Source organism: Azospira sp. I09 (assembly GCF_009177135.1).
In the GTDB taxonomy this organism is placed as follows: domain Bacteria; phylum Pseudomonadota; class Gammaproteobacteria; order Burkholderiales; family Rhodocyclaceae; genus Azospira; species Azospira oryzae.
Genome location: NZ_AP021844.1, coordinates 929,140 through 951,163 on the forward strand (window position 1 = coordinate 929,140; position 22,024 = coordinate 951,163).

General features: G+C 59.8%; 18 protein-coding genes. 9 read left to right on the forward strand and 9 right to left on the reverse strand.

The features are described 5' to 3' along the window. Nucleotides 1–267 precede the first annotated feature (267 nt). On the forward strand, nt 268–861 hold the full coding sequence (locus tag AZSP09_RS04320; protein ID WP_152089280.1) for a DUF6776 family protein: 594 nt from the start codon (nt 268–270) through the stop codon (nt 859–861). After that, nucleotides 858–1,307: a bactofilin family protein gene (locus tag AZSP09_RS04325; protein WP_130458409.1), complete on the forward strand. Its 450-nt coding sequence runs from the start codon at nt 858–860 to the stop codon at nt 1,305–1,307. The genes AZSP09_RS04320 and AZSP09_RS04325 overlap by 4 nt, the downstream gene beginning before the upstream one ends. Nucleotides 1,308–1,336: 29 nt before the next feature. Here AZSP09_RS04325 and AZSP09_RS04330 read toward each other — a convergent pair whose 3' ends face one another. Then, entirely contained in the window at nt 1,337–2,299 is a 963-nt protein-coding gene (locus tag AZSP09_RS04330) for a tRNA dihydrouridine synthase (RefSeq protein WP_152089281.1), read from the reverse strand. A 151-nt stretch (nt 2,300–2,450) separates the two neighbouring features. Between AZSP09_RS04330 and upp the strand changes: the two genes are divergently transcribed. From upp to AZSP09_RS04345, 3 genes are read left to right on the forward strand one after another with little or no spacing between them, the layout of a single operon-like run. Then, on the forward strand, nt 2,451–3,077 hold the full coding sequence (upp, locus tag AZSP09_RS04335) for a uracil phosphoribosyltransferase (protein ID WP_152089282.1): 627 nt from the start codon (nt 2,451–2,453) through the stop codon (nt 3,075–3,077). 10 nt (nt 3,078–3,087) lie between these two features. Then, nucleotides 3,088–4,329: a uracil-xanthine permease family protein gene (locus AZSP09_RS04340; RefSeq protein WP_130458407.1), complete on the forward strand. Its 1,242-nt coding sequence runs from the start codon at nt 3,088–3,090 to the stop codon at nt 4,327–4,329. Between the two features lie 38 nt (nt 4,330–4,367). Continuing rightward, entirely contained in the window at nt 4,368–5,519 is a 1,152-nt protein-coding gene (locus AZSP09_RS04345; protein ID WP_152089283.1) for an META domain-containing protein, read from the forward strand. Nucleotides 5,520–5,616: 97 nt separating this feature from the next. On the opposite strand, the gene AZSP09_RS04350 is transcribed toward AZSP09_RS04345, so the two are convergent. Beyond that, entirely contained in the window at nt 5,617–6,465 is an 849-nt protein-coding gene (locus AZSP09_RS04350) for a 3-hydroxybutyryl-CoA dehydrogenase (protein WP_152089284.1), read from the reverse strand. 131 nt (nt 6,466–6,596) lie between these two features. Between AZSP09_RS04350 and AZSP09_RS04355 the strand changes: the two genes are divergently transcribed. Then, nucleotides 6,597–7,724: an NAD(P)/FAD-dependent oxidoreductase gene (locus AZSP09_RS04355; protein ID WP_152089285.1), complete on the forward strand. Its 1,128-nt coding sequence runs from the start codon at nt 6,597–6,599 to the stop codon at nt 7,722–7,724. 57 nt (nt 7,725–7,781) lie between these two features. After that, nucleotides 7,782–8,618 carry a UDP-2,3-diacylglucosamine diphosphatase gene (locus AZSP09_RS04360; RefSeq protein ID WP_152089286.1) on the forward strand — a complete coding sequence of 279 codons (837 nt, stop codon included), beginning with the start codon at nt 7,782–7,784 and terminating at the stop codon, nt 8,616–8,618. A 26-nt stretch (nt 8,619–8,644) separates the two neighbouring features. Here AZSP09_RS04360 and AZSP09_RS04365 read toward each other — a convergent pair whose 3' ends face one another. The 7 genes from AZSP09_RS04365 to AZSP09_RS04395 all read right to left on the reverse strand — a co-directional run bounded on the left by AZSP09_RS04365 (nt 8,645) and on the right by AZSP09_RS04395 (nt 21,037). Next, entirely contained in the window at nt 8,645–9,235 is a 591-nt protein-coding gene (locus tag AZSP09_RS04365; RefSeq protein ID WP_152089287.1) for a hypothetical protein, read from the reverse strand. After that, complete coding sequence (locus AZSP09_RS04370; RefSeq protein WP_152089288.1) at nt 9,226–9,486, reverse strand: hypothetical protein; 261 nt, start codon at nt 9,484–9,486, stop codon at nt 9,226–9,228. The genes AZSP09_RS04365 and AZSP09_RS04370 overlap by 10 nt, the downstream gene beginning before the upstream one ends. A gap of 193 nt (nt 9,487–9,679) precedes the next feature. Further along, nucleotides 9,680–10,507 carry a hypothetical protein gene (locus AZSP09_RS04375; protein ID WP_152089289.1) on the reverse strand — a complete coding sequence of 276 codons (828 nt, stop codon included), beginning with the start codon at nt 10,505–10,507 and terminating at the stop codon, nt 9,680–9,682. A 16-nt stretch (nt 10,508–10,523) separates the two neighbouring features. Further along, nucleotides 10,524–11,369 carry a hypothetical protein gene (locus tag AZSP09_RS04380; RefSeq protein WP_152089290.1) on the reverse strand — a complete coding sequence of 282 codons (846 nt, stop codon included), beginning with the start codon at nt 11,367–11,369 and terminating at the stop codon, nt 10,524–10,526. Nucleotides 11,370–11,396: 27 nt separating this feature from the next. After that, on the reverse strand, nt 11,397–12,215 hold the full coding sequence (locus tag AZSP09_RS04385) for a hypothetical protein (RefSeq protein WP_152089291.1): 819 nt from the start codon (nt 12,213–12,215) through the stop codon (nt 11,397–11,399). A 21-nt stretch (nt 12,216–12,236) separates the two neighbouring features. After that, nucleotides 12,237–19,292: a two-partner secretion domain-containing protein gene (locus AZSP09_RS04390; protein ID WP_152089292.1), complete on the reverse strand. Its 7,056-nt coding sequence runs from the start codon at nt 19,290–19,292 to the stop codon at nt 12,237–12,239. 26 nt (nt 19,293–19,318) lie between these two features. Beyond that, entirely contained in the window at nt 19,319–21,037 is a 1,719-nt protein-coding gene (locus AZSP09_RS04395) for a ShlB/FhaC/HecB family hemolysin secretion/activation protein (RefSeq protein ID WP_197739050.1), read from the reverse strand. A gap of 183 nt (nt 21,038–21,220) precedes the next feature. Between AZSP09_RS04395 and AZSP09_RS04400 the strand changes: the two genes are divergently transcribed. Together AZSP09_RS04400 and AZSP09_RS04405 are read left to right on the forward strand one after the other, a co-directional pair. Further along, complete coding sequence (locus AZSP09_RS04400) at nt 21,221–21,679, forward strand: putative toxin-antitoxin system toxin component, PIN family (protein ID WP_152089293.1); 459 nt, start codon at nt 21,221–21,223, stop codon at nt 21,677–21,679. 90 nt (nt 21,680–21,769) lie between these two features. Next, nucleotides 21,770–22,009 carry a hypothetical protein gene (locus AZSP09_RS04405; RefSeq protein ID WP_014237381.1) on the forward strand — a complete coding sequence of 80 codons (240 nt, stop codon included), beginning with the start codon at nt 21,770–21,772 and terminating at the stop codon, nt 22,007–22,009. The last annotated feature ends 15 nt before the right edge of the window (nt 22,010–22,024 follow it).

The window sequence follows — 22,024 nt, forward strand, 5'->3', positions numbered from 1 at the left end:
AACACCGCCGGCAGCGGTCGTCCTCTCCCCCTAGGAATCACCCTAGGTAGTTTTTTTTGAAAAAAACATTTAATTTCATGGCTATGCTGCCGATATCTTGAGAAACAGCTTGAAGCATGGGGTCAATTGGGAAACAATCCGCCCCCCAAAGTCTTCTCAGCCAAGCCGAAATTCGTGCCCAGCCAGGAAGCCGCACCCTGCTGAACCGCCAAGCCATCCGGGCCGCGGTTAACTGACTGATAGAACTTTTACGACCGTTCGCGACCGATGCTGCCGACCCCCACCGTCCGGATCGAAGTCCCCAAACCCCTGTGGCACCGCGTGCTGCAGAAGCTGGCCATGGCTGGCGGCGTACTGCTGGCCCTGGCCCTCGCCTTCCGCGCCGGCCAGCATTTCCCCCTGCCTCCGGCAGTGGAGCCGGTTCCGGTGGCCATGGCCGTGCCGGTACCGCCGGAGCCCGCCGTGGCGGCAGCTCCCGCACCCCTGCCCCCGGCAACTCCGGATGCCGCCCCGGCCGAGCAGGACGGACTGGAACTGAAGGCCTTTAGCGTGGCCCAGGACCCGACACTGCCGGGCCAGCTGCGTTACCGCCTGACCCTGGCCAATAGCGGCCGCAAATTCAACGGCACCCTGCAATTCGCAGTGGCCGGAGAACAAGAGGGCAAACCGGCCACCTGGCGCTATCCCGCCGCCGGCGATGCCCCGGACCCGAAGTTGAAAGTGGAAGTCAGCCGTTTCCTCAGAACTGCAGGTGTCATCCCCCTACCGGACGGCTTCACGCCGCGCAACGTTACGGTAGATCTTCTCGAACCCAGCGGGGTTCGCTTGAGCCAACAGACAAGGATGGGACGTACATCATGAAAAATTCCAAACCCCTGCGCTTCGGCGCCAACGGTCTGCCCGACGTCGCCATGAAGGGCGTCATCCCCACCGGTACCACGGTCCACGGCGAAGTCGATTTCTGCGGCGGCCTGTGGGTGGACGGCAACGTGCGCGGCGACCTGCGCGGCAAGGAAGGCGAAACCCCGGTCATCGTGGTGAACCAGCAGGCCTTCGTCAAAGGCCACCTGCTGGCCGACCACGTGGTGGTCTATGGCACCGTCAGCGGCAATATCGAGGCCCGGGAAACCCTCTTCCTCGGCCCCACCGCCAAGGTCAAGGGCGGCCACGTGCGCTACGGCGAGCTGACCATCAGCGAGGGCGCCACCCTCACCGGCCACCTGGTATGCAACAAGGTGGCCGAGGTCCAGGTCGAGCAGGACGAAGCGGCTCCCCGCCGCGTCACCAAGGTGCGCTCCACGGGCTGAGCGCCCATGGCTGGCGCCGGACCTCGGCCTCAGGCCACCGGCGCGGGCAGGATTCCGGCGGCAGCCAGGCCGGCCTCCACCGCGGCGCAGTCCCGGGCGGGGCGGATGCGCTGATACAGGGCTTCGGCTTCGGGCCAGGTCCGCCGCAGCAATCCCAGCCACAGTTTGATGCGCCCCGGGCAATGCCGGGGTTCCAGTTTGGCGGTGACCCGCCGCCAGAAGTCGGCCAGGGCCGGCTCCACCACCGCCCAGGCCTCGGCCCCGGCAATCGCCTCCCCCTTGATGCGCCGCGCCAGCAGCGGATCGGCCACCGCGCCGCGACCGAGCATGACGTCGGCACAGCCCGAAACCTCCCGGATTCCCTCCCAGTCGGCCACGTTCCACACCTCGCCATTGGCCACCACCGGCACCGCCACCGCTTCGGCGATGCGGGCGATCCAGTGCCAATGGGCCGGCGGCGTGTAGCCCTCCTCCTTGGTCCGGGCATGCACCACCAGTTCGGCGGCGCCGCCCGTGGCCAGGGCCCGGGCGCAGTCCAGGGTGCGGGCCGTGTCCTTCACCCCCAGGCGCATCTTCGCCGTCAGCGGCACTTGCGGCGGCATGGCCCGGCGCACCGTGGCGACGATGGTATGCAGCAGTTCCGGATCGTTGAGCAGGATGGCGCCGCCGCCGTGGCGATTAACCATGGGCGCCGGGCAGCCGAAGTTGAGGTCTACCGCCAGGGGGCCGAACTCTGCCGCCCGGGCGGCGTTCTCGGCCAGGCAGACGGGATCGGAACCGAGCAGCTGGATCGCCACCGGCGTGCCGGCGCCGGTGCGGCCGGCGTTGTCCAGTTCCGGCGCCATGCGGCGGAAGGCGCGGGCGGGCAGGAGCGCGTCGGTGACGCGGATGAACTCGGTGACGCACCAGTCGTAACCGCCGATGGCCGTCAGCACCTCCCGCATCACGTCGTCTGCCAGGCCCTGCATGGGGGCCAGCGCCAGTCTTGCCATGTCGCTGATTTACCGGAAAAAAGAGGGCGTATTCTACCCAAGGCGCAGCCGCCCGGCGCAGGAAATGTCCGGAATCTCCGCGGCGCCACGCGCCAGGGACACGCCAATGGATTATCCTTGCGCGGTTTGCCCCCGTTTTTACGAGATCACCATGGCCGTCATCGAAGTCCAGCATCCCCTGGTCCAGCACAAAATCGGTCTCATGCGCGCCGCCGACATGAGCACCAAGAAATTCCGCGAACTCACCGCCGAACTGGCCCGCCTCCTCACCTACGAAACCTGTCGCGACTTCGAAGTGGAAAGCGTCACCATCGACGGCTGGGCCGGACCGGTGGAAGTGCAGCGCCTGAAGGGCAAGAAGGTCACCGTGGTGCCCATCCTGCGGGCCGGCCTGGGCATGCTGGACGGGGTCCTGGACCTCATTCCCAGCGCCAAGGTGAGCGTGGTGGGCATCGCCCGCAATGAGGAAACCCTCATGCCGGAACCTTATTTCGAGCGCTTCGTCGGCTCCCTGGACGAACGCCTGGCCCTCATCATCGACCCCATGCTGGCCACCGGCGGCTCCCTCATCGCCACCATCGACATGTTGAAGCGCAAGGGCTGCGGCCACGTCCGCGCCATCTGCCTGGTGGCGGCGCCGGAAGGCATCGCCAAGCTGCAGGCCGCCCACCCCGATGTGGACGTCTATGTGGCGGCCATCGACAGCCACCTCAACGAGCACGGCTACATCATCCCGGGCCTGGGGGATGCGGGCGACAAGATTTTCGGCACCAAGTAAGGCGGCGACCATGACCCAGAAACCCGATCCGACCTGGCGCACCGCCCTTTCCGGCGCCCAGATCCTCTTCGTCGCCTTCGGCGCCACGGTGCTGGTGCCCCTGCTCACCGGCCTCAACCCCAGCCTGGCCCTGCTCGGCGCCGGCGTCGGCACCCTCATCTTCCAGATCTGCACCAGGCGCCAGGTGCCCATCTACCTGGGCTCCTCCTTCGCCTTCATCGCCCCGGTGATCTATTCGGTGCAGACCTGGGGCATGCCCGCCACCCTGGGTGCCCTGGCCTCCGCCTCCTTCTTCTACTACGTCGCCGCGGCCCTGGTGAAGTGGCGCGGCGTCGGCCTCATCCACCGCCTGCTGCCGCCGGTGGTGATCGGTCCCGTGGTCATGGTGATCGGCCTGGGCCTGGCCCAAGTGGCGGTGAACATGGCTACCGGCAAGGCCGGCGAGCAGCAGGTGGTGCCCTACGACACGGCCCTGGCGGTAGCCGCCATCGCCCTGGTGGCCACCATGCTCACCGCCATCCGCGCCAGGGGCCTGCTCAAGCTGGTGCCCATCCTGGTGGGCGTGGCCGTGGGCTATGTGGCCGCCTTCTTCTTCGGCATCGTCGATTTCACCAAGGTGCATGAGGCCGCCTGGCTGGCCGTGCCCCAGTTCGGCAGCCCCGAGTTCAACCTGGCCGCCATCCTCTTCATGATTCCCGTGGCCATCGCCCCCATCGTCGAGCACGTGGGCGGCATCCTGGCGGTGGGCTCGGTGGTGGGCAAGGACTACACCCAATCCCCCGGCCTGCATCGCACCCTGCTGGGGGACGGCCTGGCGGTCAATGTGGTGGGCCTCTTCGGCGGCCCTCCGGTGACCACCTACGGCGAGGTCACGGGCGCCGTCATGCTGACCCGCAACTACAACCCGGTGATCATGACCTGGGCCGCCGGCTTCGCCATCCTCATGGCCTTCGTCGGCAAGTTCGGCGCCCTGCTGCAGACCATTCCCATGCCGGTCATGGGCGGCATCATGGTGCTGCTGTTCGGCTCCATCGCCGGCATCGGCCTGAAGACCCTGATGGATGCCCGCACCGACCTGATGAATCCGCGCAACCTGTGCATCGTCTCCGTCACCCTGGTCACCGGCATCGGCGGCCTGAGCGTCACCATCGGCAGTTTCAGCCTGCAGGGCATCAGCCTGTGCGGCGTGCTGGCGGTGCTGCTCAACCTGATCCTGCCCCAGGCGCCGGAAGGCACCGATCCGGCCATCTGAACCCTTACAACCGTCCTGCCATCCGCACAAGGAAAGCCATGGGTCATCCGTCAAAACCTGCCGTCCCGACCTCCTGCCACCCCTTTCAGCCTCTCCGCCTCGTCCTCCTGGGGCTGGGCCTGGGTTGGGGCCTCGCCGCCCAGGCGGCGCCGCCGGCCCTGCCCGCCACCTACATCGGGGAAATGCCCTGCGCCAATTGTGTCGGCGTGGATTGGCAGCTGGACCTGGAGGCGGACCACAGCTTCCAGCTGAGCCAGGCCTACCGGGGCAAGGGCGTCACCGCCGCGGTGCGCCGCAACGGCCGCTGGAGCCTGGATGCCAAGGGCGACGTCCTGACCCTGGAAGCCCCCGGTAGCGACAGCACCCGCCTTTCCATGCAAAACCCGGAACGTCTGCGTCTGCTTGACGGCGAGAGCCGCTCCATCGCCAGCCGTCACAACTACGAACTGGTGCGTCTGCCCCAGGCCCTGCCGGCCCGGGTCTCGGGCACCCTCACCGGCCTCTACAGCCGCCAGGGCAAGGAGGGCAGCATCCGCCTCTGCGCTCCGGGCTCGCCCCAGTTCCCCGTCGCCGCCGAAGCGGCCTACGGGGTCCTGGAGTCGGCGGCCGGCAAGCTCGGCCGGGAGGTGGGAGAAGCCCAGCTGGTGCGCTTCGCCGGCCACCTGGCAAGCCGTCGCGACGGCCAGGTCAAGGTGGTGGTGGACCGTTTCTACGGCGTCTGGCCCCAGGCCGGCTGCCCCGGCAGCGACGCCGTGGCAGCAGCCCGGCCGGCCGCCTCCCCGGCGACGGTCAAGGCAGGTGCCGGCGGCACCGTCAGCCCGGCGGCAGCGTCGGCGCCCCTACCCCTGGTCGGCACCACCTGGCGCCTGGTACAGCTGGACGGCAAGCCCCTCAGCCGCCACCGGGGCAACCTGGCGCCCCACCTGCTGCTCCAGGCCGACGGCCGGGTCAGCGGCGCCGGCGGCTGCAACAGGATTCTCGGCAGCTATGAACTGAAGGGCCAGCGCATCGGCTTTTCCCAGATGGGCGGTTCCCTGATGGCCTGCATGCACCACATGGACGAGGAGCAGGCCTTCCTCAACGCCCTGGGCTGGGCGCAAAGCTGGCAGATCAGCGACCGCCACCTGCTGCTGCGGGACGGCGACGGCAAGGCCATTGCCGTGTTCCAGGCCGGCAGCGTCGGCAAGTAAAAGCGGCAGGCAAAAGAAAAGGCGGCGGGGAGTCAGACTCCCCGCCGCCTTTTTTACGACCGCAGCCCGGCTGCGCTCAGGCCATGGCGACCGCGGCTCAGTAGGTGTAGAAGCCCTTGCCGGTCTTGCGCCCCAGGTAACCGGCTTCCACCATTTCCACCAACAGGGGGGCGGGGCGGTACTTGGGATCCTTAGTGCCTTCGAACAGCACCTGCATCACGGCCAGCTCCACATCCAGACCGATCATGTCGCACAGGGCCAGGGGGCCGATGGGGTGGTTGCAGCCCAGCTTCATGGCGTCGTCGATGGCGGCCGCATCGGCCAGGCCTTCGCCCAGGGCGAAGATGGCTTCGTTGATCATGGGGCAGAGCAGGCGGTTCACCACGAAGCCCGGGCTGTTCTTCACTTCCACCGGAGTCTTGCCGACGGCCTTGGACAGGGTTTCCACGGCGGCGTAGGTGGCATCGGAGGTCTGCAGGCCGCGGATCACTTCCACCAGGGCCATCATCGGCACCGGGTTGAAGAAGTGCATGCCGATGACCTGGGCGGGACGCTTGGTGGTGGCGGCCAGCTTGGTGATGGAGATGGAGGAGGTGTTGGAGGCGATGATGGCCTCGGGCTTGGCCAGCTCGTCCAGCTGCTTGAAGATCTTGGTCTTCAGCTCGAAGTTCTCGGTGGCGGCCTCGATGATCAGGTCCACACCCTTCAGGGCGGCCACGTCGGTGGCGGTCTGGATCTTGGCCAGGGCGGCGGCCTTCTGCCCGGCCGTCATCTTTTCCTTCTTGATCAGGCGGTCCAGGCTGCCGGAAATGGTGGCCACGCCCTTCTGCACGGCGGCCTCGGAAATGTCGGTCAGGATGACGTCAAAGCCGGAGACGGCGAAAGCCTGGGCGATGCCGTTGCCCATGGTGCCGGCGCCAACGATACCGATAGTCTTCAGTTCCATGTATGTCCCTCTGCAAGCGTTGTGGGTAATTTCCATACCGTGACGTATGGCGAACCGCTACTCTACCGCAGTGCACCGCAGCAATCCAGCCCTCGGCTAGAATCCGCCCATCCAATGACAGAAAGCGGGCAATGACGGAACGGACGGGAGCGGTGGTGATCGGCGCCGGGGTGGTGGGCCTGGCCTGCGCCCGGGAACTGGCGCGGCGCGGCATCGACACGGTGATGGTGGAAAAGAACGCCGCTTTCGGCCAGGAGACCAGCGCCCGCAACAGCGAAGTCATCCACGCCGGCCTCTACTACCCGAGCGGCTCCCATAAGGCGGCCCTGTGCCTGCGAGGGCGGGAACTGCTCTACGCTTTCTGCCGCACCCACCAGGTGGCCCACCGGGCCTGCGGCAAGCTCATCGTCGCCACCTCGACGGCCCAGGAAGCCGGCCTCGACGCCCTGCAGCGCCAGGGCGAGGCCAACGGCGTAACGGACCTGCGCCGTCTCGACGCCGCCCAGGCCCGGGCCCTGGAACCGGCCCTGAGCTGCAGCGCCGCCCTGCTCTCCCCTGCCACCGGCATCGTGGACAGCCACGGCTTCATGCTGGCCCTGCTGGGCGAAGCCGAAAGCGCCGGCGCCGCCCTGGCCCTGCGCAGCCCCTTTCGGGGAGCCCGGCGCCACGGCGGCCTCTGGCGGATCAGCATCGGCGGCGAAGCGCCCCTGGAACTGGACGCGGCCATCCTGATCAACGCCGCCGGCCTGCACGCCACCCAGGTGGCGGCCGGCATCGAAGGGCTGGCCCCGACGGCCATCCCCCCGGCCCATTACGCCAAGGGCAACTACTACTCCCTGGCCGGCCGCGCCCCCTTTTCCCGCCTGGTCTATCCCCTGCCCGAGCCCGGCGGCCTGGGCGTGCACCTGACCCTGGACCTGGGCGGCCAGGCCCGCTTCGGCCCGGATGTGGAATGGCTGGCGACCCGGGACCCGCAAGCCCTGGACTACCGGGTCGATCCCCGCCGTGCCGATGCCTTCTACGCCGAAGTACGGCGCTACTGGCCGCAGCTGGCCGACAACGCCCTGCAGCCGGCCTACAGCGGCGTGCGCCCGAAAATCAGCGGCCCCGGTGCGGCGGCGGCGGACTTCTGCCTGCAGGGGCCGGAGCAGCACGGGCTGGCCGGCCTGATCAACCTGTTCGGCATCGAATCCCCGGGCCTCACCGCCTCCCTGGCCATCGCCGAAGCCGTCGCCGCCGAACTGCCCGGACTTCACTGAAACGCCGTCGAAACGTCACAAGACCGTCATTTTCGGCCGGCACACTTGCGTCCAACCATGCCGCAAGTACGAGCCATCTTCATCTCCGACATCCACCTGGGCACCCGGGCGTGCCAGGCGGACCGCCTCCTCGATTTCCTGCGCGAACACCCCTCCGAATACCTGTACATGGTGGGCGACATCATCGACTTCTGGTCCATGAGCCGCGGCGTGTACTGGACCACGGCCCAGAACACGGTGGTGCAGAAGGTGCTGCGCCGGGCCCGCCACGGCGACAAGGTGGTGCTGATCCCCGGCAACCACGACGAGGCCCTGCGGGAACACGACGGCACCGACTTCGGCGGCATCCAGGTACGCAACGAGCACATCCACACCACCGCCGCCGGCCAGCGCTTCCTGCTCATCCACGGCGACGAGTTCGACCAGGTGACCCGCTACCACCGCTGGGTCGCCGTCCTCGGCGACATGGCCTACAACACCCTGGTGCGCATCAACACCAGCCTCTCCTGGATCCGGCGCCGGCTCGGCATGAGCGGCTACTGGTCCCTCGCCGGCTACGCCAAGCGCAAGGTCAAGACCGCCATCAACTTCATCTTCGACTTCGAGGACTCGGTGATCCGGGCAGTGCGGGAGCGGGGCCTGGACGGCGTCATCTGCGGCCACATCCACTGGGCCGCCCTGCGCCCCATGGATGGTGTCACCTACATCAACTGCGGCGACTGGGTGGATTCCTGCACCGCCATCGTCGAACACCTGGACGGCACCATGGAGCTGGTGGAATGGGGCCAGCCCCGTAGCGTGCCGACACAGCAAGCACTGGCCATCCCCTTGCCCGAGGAAAGCTGGACGGCGGAGCCGATACCCCTGGCGAAAATCGCGTCACCCCAAGACTGAGGCCATGCCGACGTATCGACGGCAACTCACTTCTTGGCAGCGCACTCCCCCGCCGTGCGGCTGGTAATGGCCGCCACCGCCACCTTGCCCGAAGCCGTCTCGACCAATTCACGGATACGAATGTTGCACAGTTTCCGGTCTTTGAAGACCTCGTATTTCTTACCGGGCTCCGGCACGAAATAGACGCCGGAAAGATGGCAACTCACCCGATCCTGCCAATGGTACGAACGATCCCCCATCTCGAAGGTAATCACCTCCCCGGCCCTGACCTCATACTCGTCAAAACCCCACGGAGTATCCTCCGCCACAGGCATACCGAGACGGCGATTGGGTAACAATCCCCCGAGAACATCCTTGCCCTTGACCCGCTGCGGGTTACGCGAGTCATAGCAGGAGAGACCCGGATGCATCGCAATCGGCTCCCCGGCCCATACCCGTATCCAGGCTGAAGGCGCTTCCCCATCCCCCCGCAGCGAAACCGGGCCGGCACACCCTCCGACAAGCCCGGCTGTGCCCCATAGCAGCATCCAACGCCCCAGCGTACGCCCGCGCTGCAGCCATTGCCCCGCTTCATATTTTTTCAACGGGAACCTTCCAATGCTGATGCTCAATTGCATCGATAGGGGCTCTCACCCGCCACTTCCTTGCCGCCTTCCCGCTCCCGGATCGTCACCACCGCTTTGGGCTGGGCTGCACAAATGGCATTTCGTACAGAGTAGATTCCGCTGCCCTGGGCATGGGAAACGACATTCAGCGGCGAGCCTTGGCCATCGACCGCCGTCACCACATAATTCCCGCTCATTGTCAGACACCCGGCCAAAAGCACGACCGCCCACACCAACAAAACACGACAATGCCAACGCACCATTATTCCACCTCCACAGGGTTTAAATTTCCTCAACACGATTTCAAATGCCGCAAAAAAACCAATGACTAAATAACCGCCCTAACTGCTTGATACCAGAACGACGCCCCACCATTGCAGTAAATGACGAAAATAAAATTATTCCGCAAAAAATAATCAATGAAACATCGGAAAAAGAAAATACGAAAAACCCCGCTCAGGCTCCGGGATTAAGCGGCTCGACACGCACCGACTCAAGCAGATGGCGTAATGCCGCCTGGAACTTGGTATTGATTTCCGGCCTATTTTCCGACCGCTCTCCGTGAGCCCAGATAATAATCAATATGTAGTCGCTACTCCCCACCCTTGTTACCCAATATTCACTCCCTAGGGCCTTGCTCACCGGGTTGTATGGCGTACGTCTAGACCACCATTCATTCTGACCAATTTTCTCTTTCGAAATCACCCCGGGTCTGGCTTCAAACTCCTTTAGCTTTTCTTCTAGCGGCTGCTTGAATAACTCCAACATAAAGACTTGATCTAGACCTGCCCATACGTTATTACAAACAGAATTTCTACCAATTTCTTTTTCTTTCGCCCCAATCACTTTATCGGTTTTATACCGATTTCCGGCCCGATCTGTCTCTACTGCATACTCAGGGTACATTCGCTTAATGCTGCGAACTGCATAATCAAAATCATCTGGCGGCTGTTTAGCCAATCCTCCCTGCCACGTTTTTCCACCATCCTCATAGATTTCTAAAACATTGTAAAACTCTCCGCTATTACCATCCTTCACCCCCAACGTTGGAAGTTTGCTATAAGCAGTACAATGATCGGAGTCTCGCGGCCACTGATGTGTTACCCGATAGGTCCGTAAAAAATTGAACTGATAAGTATCATAAACCCTCGGCAACCCCGCATCCAATGCGCCACGATACATATAGCGTTCATCGTTATTCTGTATCAGATTGCCAATACAGCCCGCAAGAAAAAATGGCAGCAGAATTACGATACTGCTTCGCCATCCAGTAAGTTGATCCATTAGGCTGTACCTGTCTTTATTGCACTGATTTCAACGGCTCAATGCGCACTGATTCAAGCAAATGCTGGGCCGCTTCTTTAAATTTTGCATGCGCATGAGGAAATTGAAGCGATTCCATCGTAGCACCCAGTTTAATGCCAATACTATAGTCAGAATTTCCGACAGGTGTTATCCACAACTGATAAGGTCCGGAATATATATTCCCGGAGGCCCGGGGACGTAGTGGTAACGTATATAAAAACCAATTCCGACCCTGTATTTGGACGGAAGACCAAGTACCACCAGGCAGAGACTGATTTATATATTCTCGCCATTCATTTACCGTACGCTTGAGCAAGCTAAAGGATAATGAATGGAATGTACCAGCCCATGTGTTATAGCAAACTGGAACCATTCCATCCTCCCTTTCTCTCATCGCCACTATCTTATTAGTCGTATAGCGGTTTCCAGTCCGATCTGTCTCTACTGCATACTCAGGGTACATTCGCTTGATACTGCGAACTACATAATCAAAATCTGCAGGAGGCTTACCAACCGAGCTTCCTTGCCATGTCTTTCCTCCTTCTTCATAAATTTCTGAAACATTGAAAAACTCCCCACTCTTTCCATCCTGAACACCCAACGTAGGATGCTTTCTATAAGCACCGCAAAAATCTGCCTCTCTTGGCCATTGATGCGTCACACGATAGGTTCGCAAAAAGTTGAACTGATATGTGTTGTAAATCTCTGGCAAACCTGAATCCAATGCGCCACGATACATATAGCGCTCGTCGTTATTCTGTATCAGATTGCCAATACAGCCCGCAAGAAACAACGACAACAGCACTACGATACTATTTCGCCATCCAAAGATTCGATTCATTGGACCACTACCCTATCTTTATTGCGCTCATTTCAACGACTCAATGCGCACTGATTCGAGCAGATGGCGTAATGCAGCCTGGAACTTGGCATTGATTTCCGGCCTGTTTTCTGAACGCTCCCCATGCGCCCAGGTGATAATTAAAATATAATCGCTATTCCCCAACTTCGTAACCCAAAGCTCACTCCCTAACGCCTTAGTCGCAGGATTGTATGGGGTACGCTTTGACCACCATTCATTTTGGCCAACTTTCTCTTTCACAACAATTCCTGGCCTAGTTTCAAAGCTCCTAATATAATCTTCCTGTGATTGCTTAAATATCTCCAACATCAAGGCTTGATCCAATCCGGACCATACGTAGTTACATATTGAACCTCGCCCGACCTCTTTCTCTTTCATCCCAATGACCTTATCGGTCTTATAACGATTTCCGGCCCGATCTGTCTCTACTGCGTACTCAGGGTACATTCGCTTGATGCTGCGAACTGCATAATCAAAATCTGCCGGAGGTTTTCCAATCGAACTTCCTTGCCATGTTTTTCCACCATCTTCATAAATTTCTGAAACATTGAAAAACTCCCCACTCTTTCCATCCTGAACACCCAACGTAGGATGCTTTCTGTAAGCACCGCAGAAATCCGCCTCTCTTGGCCATTGATGCGTCACACGGTAGGTTCGCAAAAAATTGAACTGATATGTGTTGTAAATCTCTGGCAAACCTGAATCCAATGCACCACGATACATATAGCGTTCATCGTTATTCCATATCAAATCACCAACACAGCCGGAAACCAGTGCCGAAATACATAATACAAAAATAAAATTACACCTATAATCATTATTCATCACCAACACCTTTCGCCAATCCTATTTTCTCAATTTCCCGCCAACATACTCAATAAGCAGCTTATTTTTTTCCGGCGTTCCGGGATTAACACCGGGAAACTCAACCTGCTGACAGCCTGTGGCTCCGGTTCCATAACAACTGTGAGCACTGTTATCCGTTGTCATCAACCGGAGTATCTCCGGAACACTCAATGTGCCTGGATTTCCTCCGATAAGCACCGAGACCAGATCATTAGCAAAATAGCTGAATTGAATATTGTCATTATTAGCAGAATTACCGATAACCGCTGCTGCCGACTTTGTATAGTCATCTTTCGACAAAGCCCCCCCTACACCTCGATACTCGATATTTTGGTTGGAATATCCCCGACCTGACAGAATATCGTTGGCATTGGTCTGCACCAGGGTGCCACGGCTGTGTCCCAGGCTGGTGAAGAAGCCCTTGTCGGCACCGCCCACCGCATCCGCGTAAGCCCGGTCTGCATTGGTATAGCCGAGGGTAGAGGCCAAGTTCTTTTCATAGCCGGCCACCAGCAACTCGCCTACCGTAGTGCTGGCCGGCAGGTAGTGCATCAGATAAATGGCTTCCGGCTTCGTTGTTACAGTCGTCCCGGTCTCATTTTTGGATTGGGTGATAGCGTTCTGATAAGCCAGTTCGGCGGCCCGCTCCAGGTCGTTCTGGATGCCGTTCACCGCCAGCACTGGTCTGTTCCCTAAAGTACCCGCAGCCAGGGCGGCCTTCACTTCCTGGGGATCCACTTCCTTCGTCTGGCATTGTTTTTCGCTGGTGCATTCCACCTTGTAGAACTTGGGGGGCTCCCGGAACATCACCCGGTAGGCGTCGTCGGTGAGGCGGGTAACCAGTTGCACATCCTGGGCCCGCTGGGCTGCATCCTTGGCCACGCGCTTTTCCATGGCCTCTGCGTCGATGCGGGCGACGCTCTGATTGGCGCCTTCGGTATCCCGGCTCAGCGCCGCAACGGCCTGATCGCTGGCGGCCTTGGTTGCGCCGTCCTGGGTATTTATCTGAATCGTGGCGGGAGCAACGGCGGAACTGGTGGTGCCGCTGGCATTGGCGTTTTCATCCGTTCCCAGATGATGGCTGGTCAGCAGGGTACGAGCGGCGCCGTAGCCGCTCAACAAATCCTGGTTCAGATTCATACCCTTGCTGGTGCTGCTGGCTGAGCTGCTGTTCTGAATATCGCTGCTGCTGAGGGAGCCGGTGCTGAGGCGGTTCTTATCTGCATCCGCGGCACTGGCAATCACCCCGCCTTTGAGGTCGGTATTGCCCTCGACATCGATACGGAAGCCTCCTTCACCCGCCTTGAAACCGCTCTGTTCCACAACGCTACGATAGTCGCCGTCGGTGGTTTGCTTGTTGGAGTTAAGACTGCCATTGGTCAGCCCGCTTCCAGAAACCAGTTTGGGGTCAATGGCCGTGCCGGAGACGGGAACGCTGATGCTGAACCCCGTATTGCTTTGCTGGCTGTGATAGCTGCTGCTGTCTTGAAGGCTTTCGACGCGAAGATCGCCGGCAACACTGGCCACAATGGTCTTGGCTTCGGCAATGGCGCCTTGCAGGGTGGTGTTGCCGCCGGACTTCAGGTTGAGTTGGTCGCCAGCCTTGACGACGGTTTCCGTCCAATTGGTTTCATTGCCGTTGCTGTTGCCTTTGCCTTTGCTTGCGCTGGCATTGACGGTCAAGCCTGCAAAACCGTAGCTGGCTCCGATACTGGCTGAGCTGCTTTTATTGGTGCTGCTCTGGCTACTCGAGTTCGCAGCAGCCCGAAGTTCAATATCGCCGCTGGACTCCAGAGTGGCATTGCCCCCGGCCTGAATCGAGCTTCCCTGTATTAGCAATTTCTCGTTTTCGCCTGTCGCACGGATTGAAACATCGCCGCCGGCGACGACCTGGGAACCCCTGGCTGTATCCGATGTGCTCTGCATTTTGCTTTCACTCTTGCTGCTGCCGAGACTGACGGTAACCTGGACACCGGTCTTCTTGGCGGCGCCGAGCAATCCCTCCTTGTCATACCCCTTCATCACGCCTGTTACTGCGTTCTTTGCCGATGTTGCATCGTCCAGAGCCATCACTAAATTTGTGACACGCCGAATACCACCGCTCTCTCGAGCAGTCTTGAATTCCCGAGCCGCAGTTTCCTTGGCGGAGGCAAAGGCTCCGCCAGAAACTCCGATAGTGAGACCGCTTTGTTTGAAGGTCTCGGTCTGGGTGTGACGGCTGGTTTCCCGGGCTTCTTCGATATCCACCCGCTTGGCGCTGATGTCGATGTTGCCCTTGGGGGTAATGATGTCGCTGCCGATCTGCCGATAGGCATTTCCTGCCGTCAGGGTGACATCGCCGTCGGTGGCGCCGATGAGGCTGCCCAGGGCGCTGCTGCCGTCGCCCTGGCTATCCACGGTGTGCTGCTTCTTGCCCAGGGTGATGCTGCCGCCGCCGACGAATAGGCCCTTGTTTTTTTCGTCCCGGAAATGGCTCTCGGTGGTGGTTTCTGTCGCCGCCTTGATGGTCAGATCGTTCCCTGCCGCCAGGGTCGTGCCCTGGGTGGAGGTGATATTGCTGCCTTGGACGACCAGGTCTTTGCCCGCCACCATAGCGACCCGCTCGCCGCTGAATGAGCTGGAGATGGCGCGATCGCTGTCGCTGCGGTCCCGTGTCGTCACTTCTTTCTTGGAGCCCCAGCTGCCTTTGCTCTTGGTGTAGGTGTCGGAGGCCATGGAGGCGGTGGCCCGCCCTTCGCTGATGTTGATGCTGCCCTGGGCCTGAACGCCGATGGTGCCGGCATCGCTGAGAACCTGGGCGGCCCGGGCGTTGAAATTGCTGCCAGCCAAAAGGGCAATGTCGCCCTGGACCTGGATGCTGGTACCGACTTCGGCACTCTTGCTTTCCTTGTAGGTATTGCGGTTGTCGAAAACGGCGCTGCGATTGTAGGTTTCCTGGACTGTGCCCAGGTTCAGGTTGCCGCCGGCTTCGATGACGGTGGTACCGCTGACGCCATCGTTGCGGATGTCCGCGGCCGCCAGGGTGATGTCGTTCTTGGCGCTGGCCAGGAGCAGGCCCTTGGGGTTGCTGACGTAGAGGCCCGCCACCCGGTCGATGTTGGTGCGACTGGAGTTGCCGGTGCTTTCGCTGTGGGTGGTGGAGGCAACAGTGAGATTGCGGCCAGCATCCAGGGCCAGGCGGTCCTGGGCGGCGATGACCCCGCCCAGGTTGTTGATGTCGGCCACGGCTTTGAGGCTGACATCCCGGCCAATGATGCTGCCGCCCAGATTGGCAAGGTTCTGTCCCTGAAGACTGACCACGTTGCGGCCTGCAATGGTGCCGCTATTGGCGAGGTTTTGGGAGAGATTGATATCGACATTGCGTCCCGCCAGCAGGGCGCCGCTACCATCCAGATCGCCAGGCTGCAGACGAACGTAAACCTGGGGCACCAGAGCCTGAACCTTGCTGCCATCCGGCAGCGTCACGGTCTTTTCCACCAGCCAGACAATATCGCTGGTCAGTTGTGCCATCTGGGCATCTGTCAGCGCCACTCCGGGGACGAGCTGGTGGGCCTTGGCAAAAACGGCCCCTTGCTCAAGCAAGGAACGGTATTGGGCTTCATCGTCGGCATAGCCATCCAGGAAACGCCGCCCCGTCAGCTGGGCAACCTGCTCCCGAATCAGTTTCTGCTCGTAAAAGCCGTCTCCCAAGCGCTTCTGGGTCGTGGCGGGGTCGATGCTCAGCTGCTGCAGCATGTAGTCGGAACTTAGCCAGGCCCGATAGTTGGCGAACTGGGGATCGCTTTCCATCACATAGGTAGCGCCAGGGGTAGTGCTGGGGCGAAAGAGACTCCCTGAATTAATGGTGGAGGAAAAGTCGCCACTGTTGGCCAGACTAACCACTTTGGAACCACCATTCTGGGCGGATTGGGTAACGCTATTAACCGCCAGAGAACCTATCTGGGTACCTGTCCCCACATTGGCTTTATTCCCACCATAATCTGTGGGGCTGAGGCGAATCTCGGTAACCGTAGGAGCGGGAGAGTAAGTGGAAGCTCTGACCTCGGTCCAGTCGTTATGTTTGCCGCTGGGTTGATGGCCGAGCAGGGCAAAAAACGTCCCGTAATCACGGACAGTACGACTACCTGTAAGCTCCGTATTCACCAAATCCAGGGCTGCAACCTGTAAATTGCCACCGGCAATGATTCGGCTCTTGTCGTTGAGGATGGAGTCGGCCTCAATGATCAAATTCCCGCCGGCCAGAATCTGGCCGGGGATGGAAGTGGCTACCTGGGTTTCGCTGGTAGTACGGGTATATTGGTAGCGATAGGAGTTGTCCCAGCCCCCATCCGGAGTACGAAGCCGATAAAAGCTGTCCCGTACATGCTCGTAGTAGGCACCGCTGCTATAGATGTTAGACGACCCGGCCCCCTGGTATTGGACAAATGACTCCGTGGACAGCACCACATCCTTGGTGGAGAAGTGGGTGTTACGATTGCTGAGGCTATTGGTAGCAATCGCCATGTCGCCCAGAGATTCAATGGTGGCGCTGATGTTATCTACCGCCTGGGCGCGACCTACGGCTTTGCGCTCCTCGGTCAAGGAACCGCCAATGGCGATGTTTCCGGCACTGTAGATATTTGAAAGCTCGGCGTTGACCAGCTTGCTGACACCGATATCCAAGCGGTTACGCGCCATGATGGAGGCGGACTTTCCTGACTCCGAATCGTTACGCAGGGTCTCGGCCGCCAGCGCCACATCGTTGCCGTAAATCCGGCCAGTGCCGAGATTGTCGATCAGTTTGGCATTGACATACGTAGTGGCACCATCGATCAATCCTCGATTGGTGACGGCATTTCCGGCGATAACGGCGGTCTCTCGGCCACTCATCACCTCACCGCCAGAAGTATTGTCAAATACTTCCGCTTCGACCTGGAGGGAATCGGCGCCCTGAATTTTGCTCTGATTATTCAGCGTTCCCTGCACAGAAACGCTCAAGGAGCCATTGGCTTGAATAGTTCCGGTGTTGCTGTAGTCCCCAGCAATACGGGCTGTTAGCGTGCCCAAGCTGAGTATCTGGCCAGCTCCTTCGAGCCCTTTCAGACTCAGGCTCAGTTGCTCCCCGGCAATCAGACGGCCATCGGTATTTTTGCCCTGCAGGGCATTGGCCCAGGCGCTTGGCGAGAAGGCGACTGCATTGTCCTGAACCAACAAGGACTTCCCGGCCGAAACCAGACCTCCCGTATTGTCAAATTTCTGGCCGACGATCAGAGAAGCACTGTCGTCTGCACGAATCGACCCTTTGCTGTTGTTTAAGCTGGAGACGAGAAAAACAAGGGACTGGCCGTCAATCCCCTGATCATTAAGGCCCTGGCCGCTCCCTTTGGTTTCCGTGTTGGAAAAACTGCTCGCTTTGATCGTCACTGCGCCGCCCGAGCGGATCAGGCTGGAAGCATTCTTGCCATCGTTGAGGATCTCGCCATTGCTGGCGTCAAGCTCGACATCTCCCTGGGAGCGAATTTGCCCTCCTTGGTTGTCCAACTTCTGGGATACCGCCATTGCGATACGCCCTTCACTGACGAACAGACCATCTTCATTGAGTACGTTGTTGCCTTCCAGAGAAAGCAGCCCTTTGGCCCCGACAAGGCCTGTTTTGTTGGATAGGGAATCTGCGGTCATCGCCAGATTGCCCTGGGCAACCAGAAATCCCTTTTCGTTATTGAGTTCTTTAGAGCTATCCAACCGTAGATTGCCGCCGATAATGGCTCCGCTCTGGTTATTGATCCCAGCTCCTTGGATGCTGACATCCTGCTTGGCTTCAATCCGGCCTTCCGTGTTCTGAACTTCTCCTGCAGTTGCGTTGAGATTCACACTGCCATTGACCGATCCAATGACATGCTTAGCGTTGTCAATCTGGGAAGCGCGAATACTCAATTCGTCCGCCGCCGCAACAACTCCGCGATTCAGAAACTTAGCTTGGCTGCTGGCCAGCATGTTTCCCTGGGAAGAAATGGAACCGTTGTTCTCGATGACATCGGCAGCATTCAGGTTGATGCCGGCACTGGCATAAATTGTTGCCCCTTGCGCATTTTCCAAGCGCCCGTTGGCACTGACCGTAACAGCTCCGGCACTCCCCCCAATATGGCCGGCATTGCGTACCCCCACACCGGCTTCCGTTCCAATCAGAGCAATTTTCCCGGCATACATCCCGCCCAGATGGGAAACATCAATGGCAAAAGAGGGAGCAGATGTACCGGCGGTGACCGGGGCCACCATGGCGTTGCTGTTATCGAACTGGCCGTTGCCGGTAGCAACGGTCAACCCCTGGGCCCAAATACCGGCATTGATTTGTACCGATCGGGCAATGATTTCAGTGTAGTCAGAACGGGTTCCATCCAGCCCATTTCCTTCGATTACCACACTTCCACTTTGAACCCTGTAGCCCTCCAAGCCACCACTGCCAAGGATGGCGGTTCCTGTCGTCAGGGTGGCACGTGTGGCATTGACGAAACCGCAACCATCACAGGTAACGCCTGCCGGATTGGCGATCACCACCTGGGCTCGATCCCCAGCTACTTCTACATAGCCTCGCAGCTGACTGGGATTGGAGGAATTCACTTCATTCAAGATCACCCGGGCGGTACCAGCAGCCAGCCATGGGTTTCCCTGAACCCATCCCCCCAGCTCGGTTTTGGCATTGTTATGGGCATTGTTGAGAATGACCCCTTGGGCATTGACGTCAAACTGGCTATAGGTGTTACGGGAGACGCCTCCGGCACTAGGGGTCCGAATATTGACCAGCGGCACTCCGTTACCAGCACTCAAGACGTTTGGTTGCTGGCCCCGCGGTGCATTGGGGTCAGCAATCACCTGAGCCTGGGCCGGGGCCAGCCAGATACCCGTGCCAAAGGCTGCCATCAAGGAGAACGACAGGGGGCGCAGTTTCGCCCAATAACGGTGCGTCCCGCTACACGCACTCTTGCTGCCGGAACCACCCCGGATAGAGACGGTTTCAGCCACCACCATGAATACCCCACGGACTTCATTGAAAATGATGCGGAAAATATTCTTGTTCATGAAAGAGTGCTCCCTGTTTCTGCAAACTAAAGCTGGAAATAAATGGAAAACCCGGTAACCGAATGGTCTGCCTTGAAATCGCTCGGATGCTTCACCGGCTGACCGACGAAAACGTCGTAACTGACGGCTCCCCAGCCACCTCTAAAACCGAGGACGGCACCCGCCAGGTAATGCCCGACAAGAAAAGCCGATGACGGGCCACCGACTTCTCCATAATCCAAACCGAGATATAGTTCCTGGCCGCTTCCGCCCAGTGGAGTAGATAGATCGTTGCGAATCAGCCACCCTCGATCGGCTGACAGTACGGATTCACCGCTGTAGCCTCGCACGGTGTAACGCCCACCAATGGAGAACCTATCCTGGGGAACCAGGGGAGTTTCATTCCACTGCCCACGCCATTGCCCGCTGTAACGAAGGTTTTGCCCCAGCACCCGAAAAGGGACATTCAGGAGAGCGTCTGCTGTCACCAGTCCCAGACGGGAAGTCCCTTCGCCGAAGTTTTCCTCGGGGGCATGCAGGGAGCGGAGGGCGCCAGTTCCACGACGATAGGCCAAGCTCAAATCGAGGACCGTTTCGGCAAGATATTCTCGATGGGAAATGCCAAGTTCCCACCCGGCAGTCCGACGCCTCTGCACTTCCACTTCGGTATCGTCGATATAGTTGTTGGACTCCTTAAGCCACCCTTTGACCCAACCTGTGGTCTTGCGCGTACCGTCGCGATAGAGATTCCGCGACAATTTCACCTCTGCGTTATGGCTGGTACCGCTGTAGACATAGGACTGGTTGATGCCACTAACGCGCTGAAAATAGCGGTTCTTGCTTCCGGTAACCCCAAGCAGCCAATACCCCAGGGGCAAGGAATAGTGCGCTGTATACCCACTAGTGCCACGATTCCCCGAGTCCCCTTTGTCCAGATTTTCATTGACACTTAAATAAAAAAGATCATTCAGCGTTAGCCAATTGTCGTAGGAAAAAGTGGTACTACCCTGCAACTTTCCTGTTGCCTTGGATCCCCCGTCATCCACGGACATGCTCAACCGAAAGGGGAAGTTCTGCCGATAGCTCACCAGTAAGTCGCTGTCGCCCGGCCCGGCTCCCTCAGCGGAAGAAGGCGAAATCTGGATATCTGCATCAGCCGTAGGCACCCGCTTCAAATTCTCCAGGGCCTGTTCAATGTCTCGTAGATTAAGCAACCCTTCTGGGTTTTCGGGTAATGCATTGATGAGGGTTCCCCGGCCATCCCTGTTCTCGCTGAAACGGATATCCCGTATTTTTCCGGGAACGATGGTCAGCTCCAGGCGGCCGCTCTGCAAATCCTGGGGAGCAGCCAGAACGCGGGTCGTCACATACCCTTTGGCAACGATTGCGTTCTGAATGCGCTTCATCACTAGGTTGATGCCCTGGGTTCCCAGACATCGTCCAACATTGGGATCGCCAGGAACACTCGCATCATTCAAGGCCCAGCGGAAACGTTCTACCCCCTCTCCGATCAACACAATGTCGCGAATCGGAAAGCATGGCTGCTCATCCAGCGGTATCCGCTCCCCAAGAGCGGACTGCCGTTCCAACATTACATCAGGGGCTTTTTCCTGCTGCTGGCGCAACAAGCGTTCCCGCTCTTGCTGCCGTATGGTTTCCTGGGAATTAATATCCGCCACGGAAGGAGGAAGCTGTCCCCAGGACTGGGTTGATGCAAGGAAAAACAAAGGAAAAACGACGCGAAACCACTTGTATTGGCTGCTCAAAACTGCTCCCTAACCAGCGACTGAATCGCTGCAAGTAACATTTATTTGTAATATTTCTGGGGAACTTATTCCTTACAATAAATTTATTCAATAGCCATTAATGCCTAATGAATATGACTTAAGACTTACTTCACATTGGAAGCAGTGGGATAATTCCTCCCCGTTTTTCACCTAGGTCCTCAATTGCCTACCTCCCACCAACACATCTGGGTGCTAGACACCAACGTGGTCCTCGACCTCTACATGTTCGAGGAGCCCTCGGTGCAGGCTCTGGCCCGGGAACTGGCCGCCGGCCGGGCCGTGGCCCTGGCCAACGGCGCCACCCTGGACGAACTGGCCCGGGTGCTGGCCTATCCCCAGTTCAAGGTGGAGCCGGCACGGCAGGCCGCCATCTACGCCGCCTACTCCGCCCTGGCACAGCGCCAGCCGGACGACGTGACAGCGCCGCCCCTGCCCAAATGCCGGGACCGGGACGACCAGAAGTTCATCGAACTGGCGGTCACCGCCGGCGCCCACTGGTTGCTCTCCAAGGACAAGCTGGTGCTCAAGCTGGCCCGCCGCCGCAGCGCCCTGGGCCAGTTGCAGATACTCACCCCCCAGGCCGCCCTGGCGCGCCTGGCGGCCCCGCCGGAAGCCGCCTAGGGACTGGCCTGCCGCCCGCCGGCGAAAATTCTCCTGGCCGCCGTCGCAAATAGGCCTATGATTTAAGTGTTATCTCGCAGGAGTCATCCCATGGTTCAGGCAGTCAGCAGTCAAAGCAGCTCCCTCCAGACCCAGCAGTTGCAGCAGACCCAGCAAACGGCCGAGACCCGCCAGGTCGAGCGCAAGGAGCAGGAAAGCAAGGCCGAGGATCGCCGGGAGCCGGTGGAAGAATCCACCAAGGTTAGCCTGGGGCAGCAAGGCCCGTCCGGCAGCGTCGCTCCCAGCCGGTCGCCGACCCAGATGTACGCCTCCGTCGCCGGCATGATGTAAGGCTTTACGCCGCCG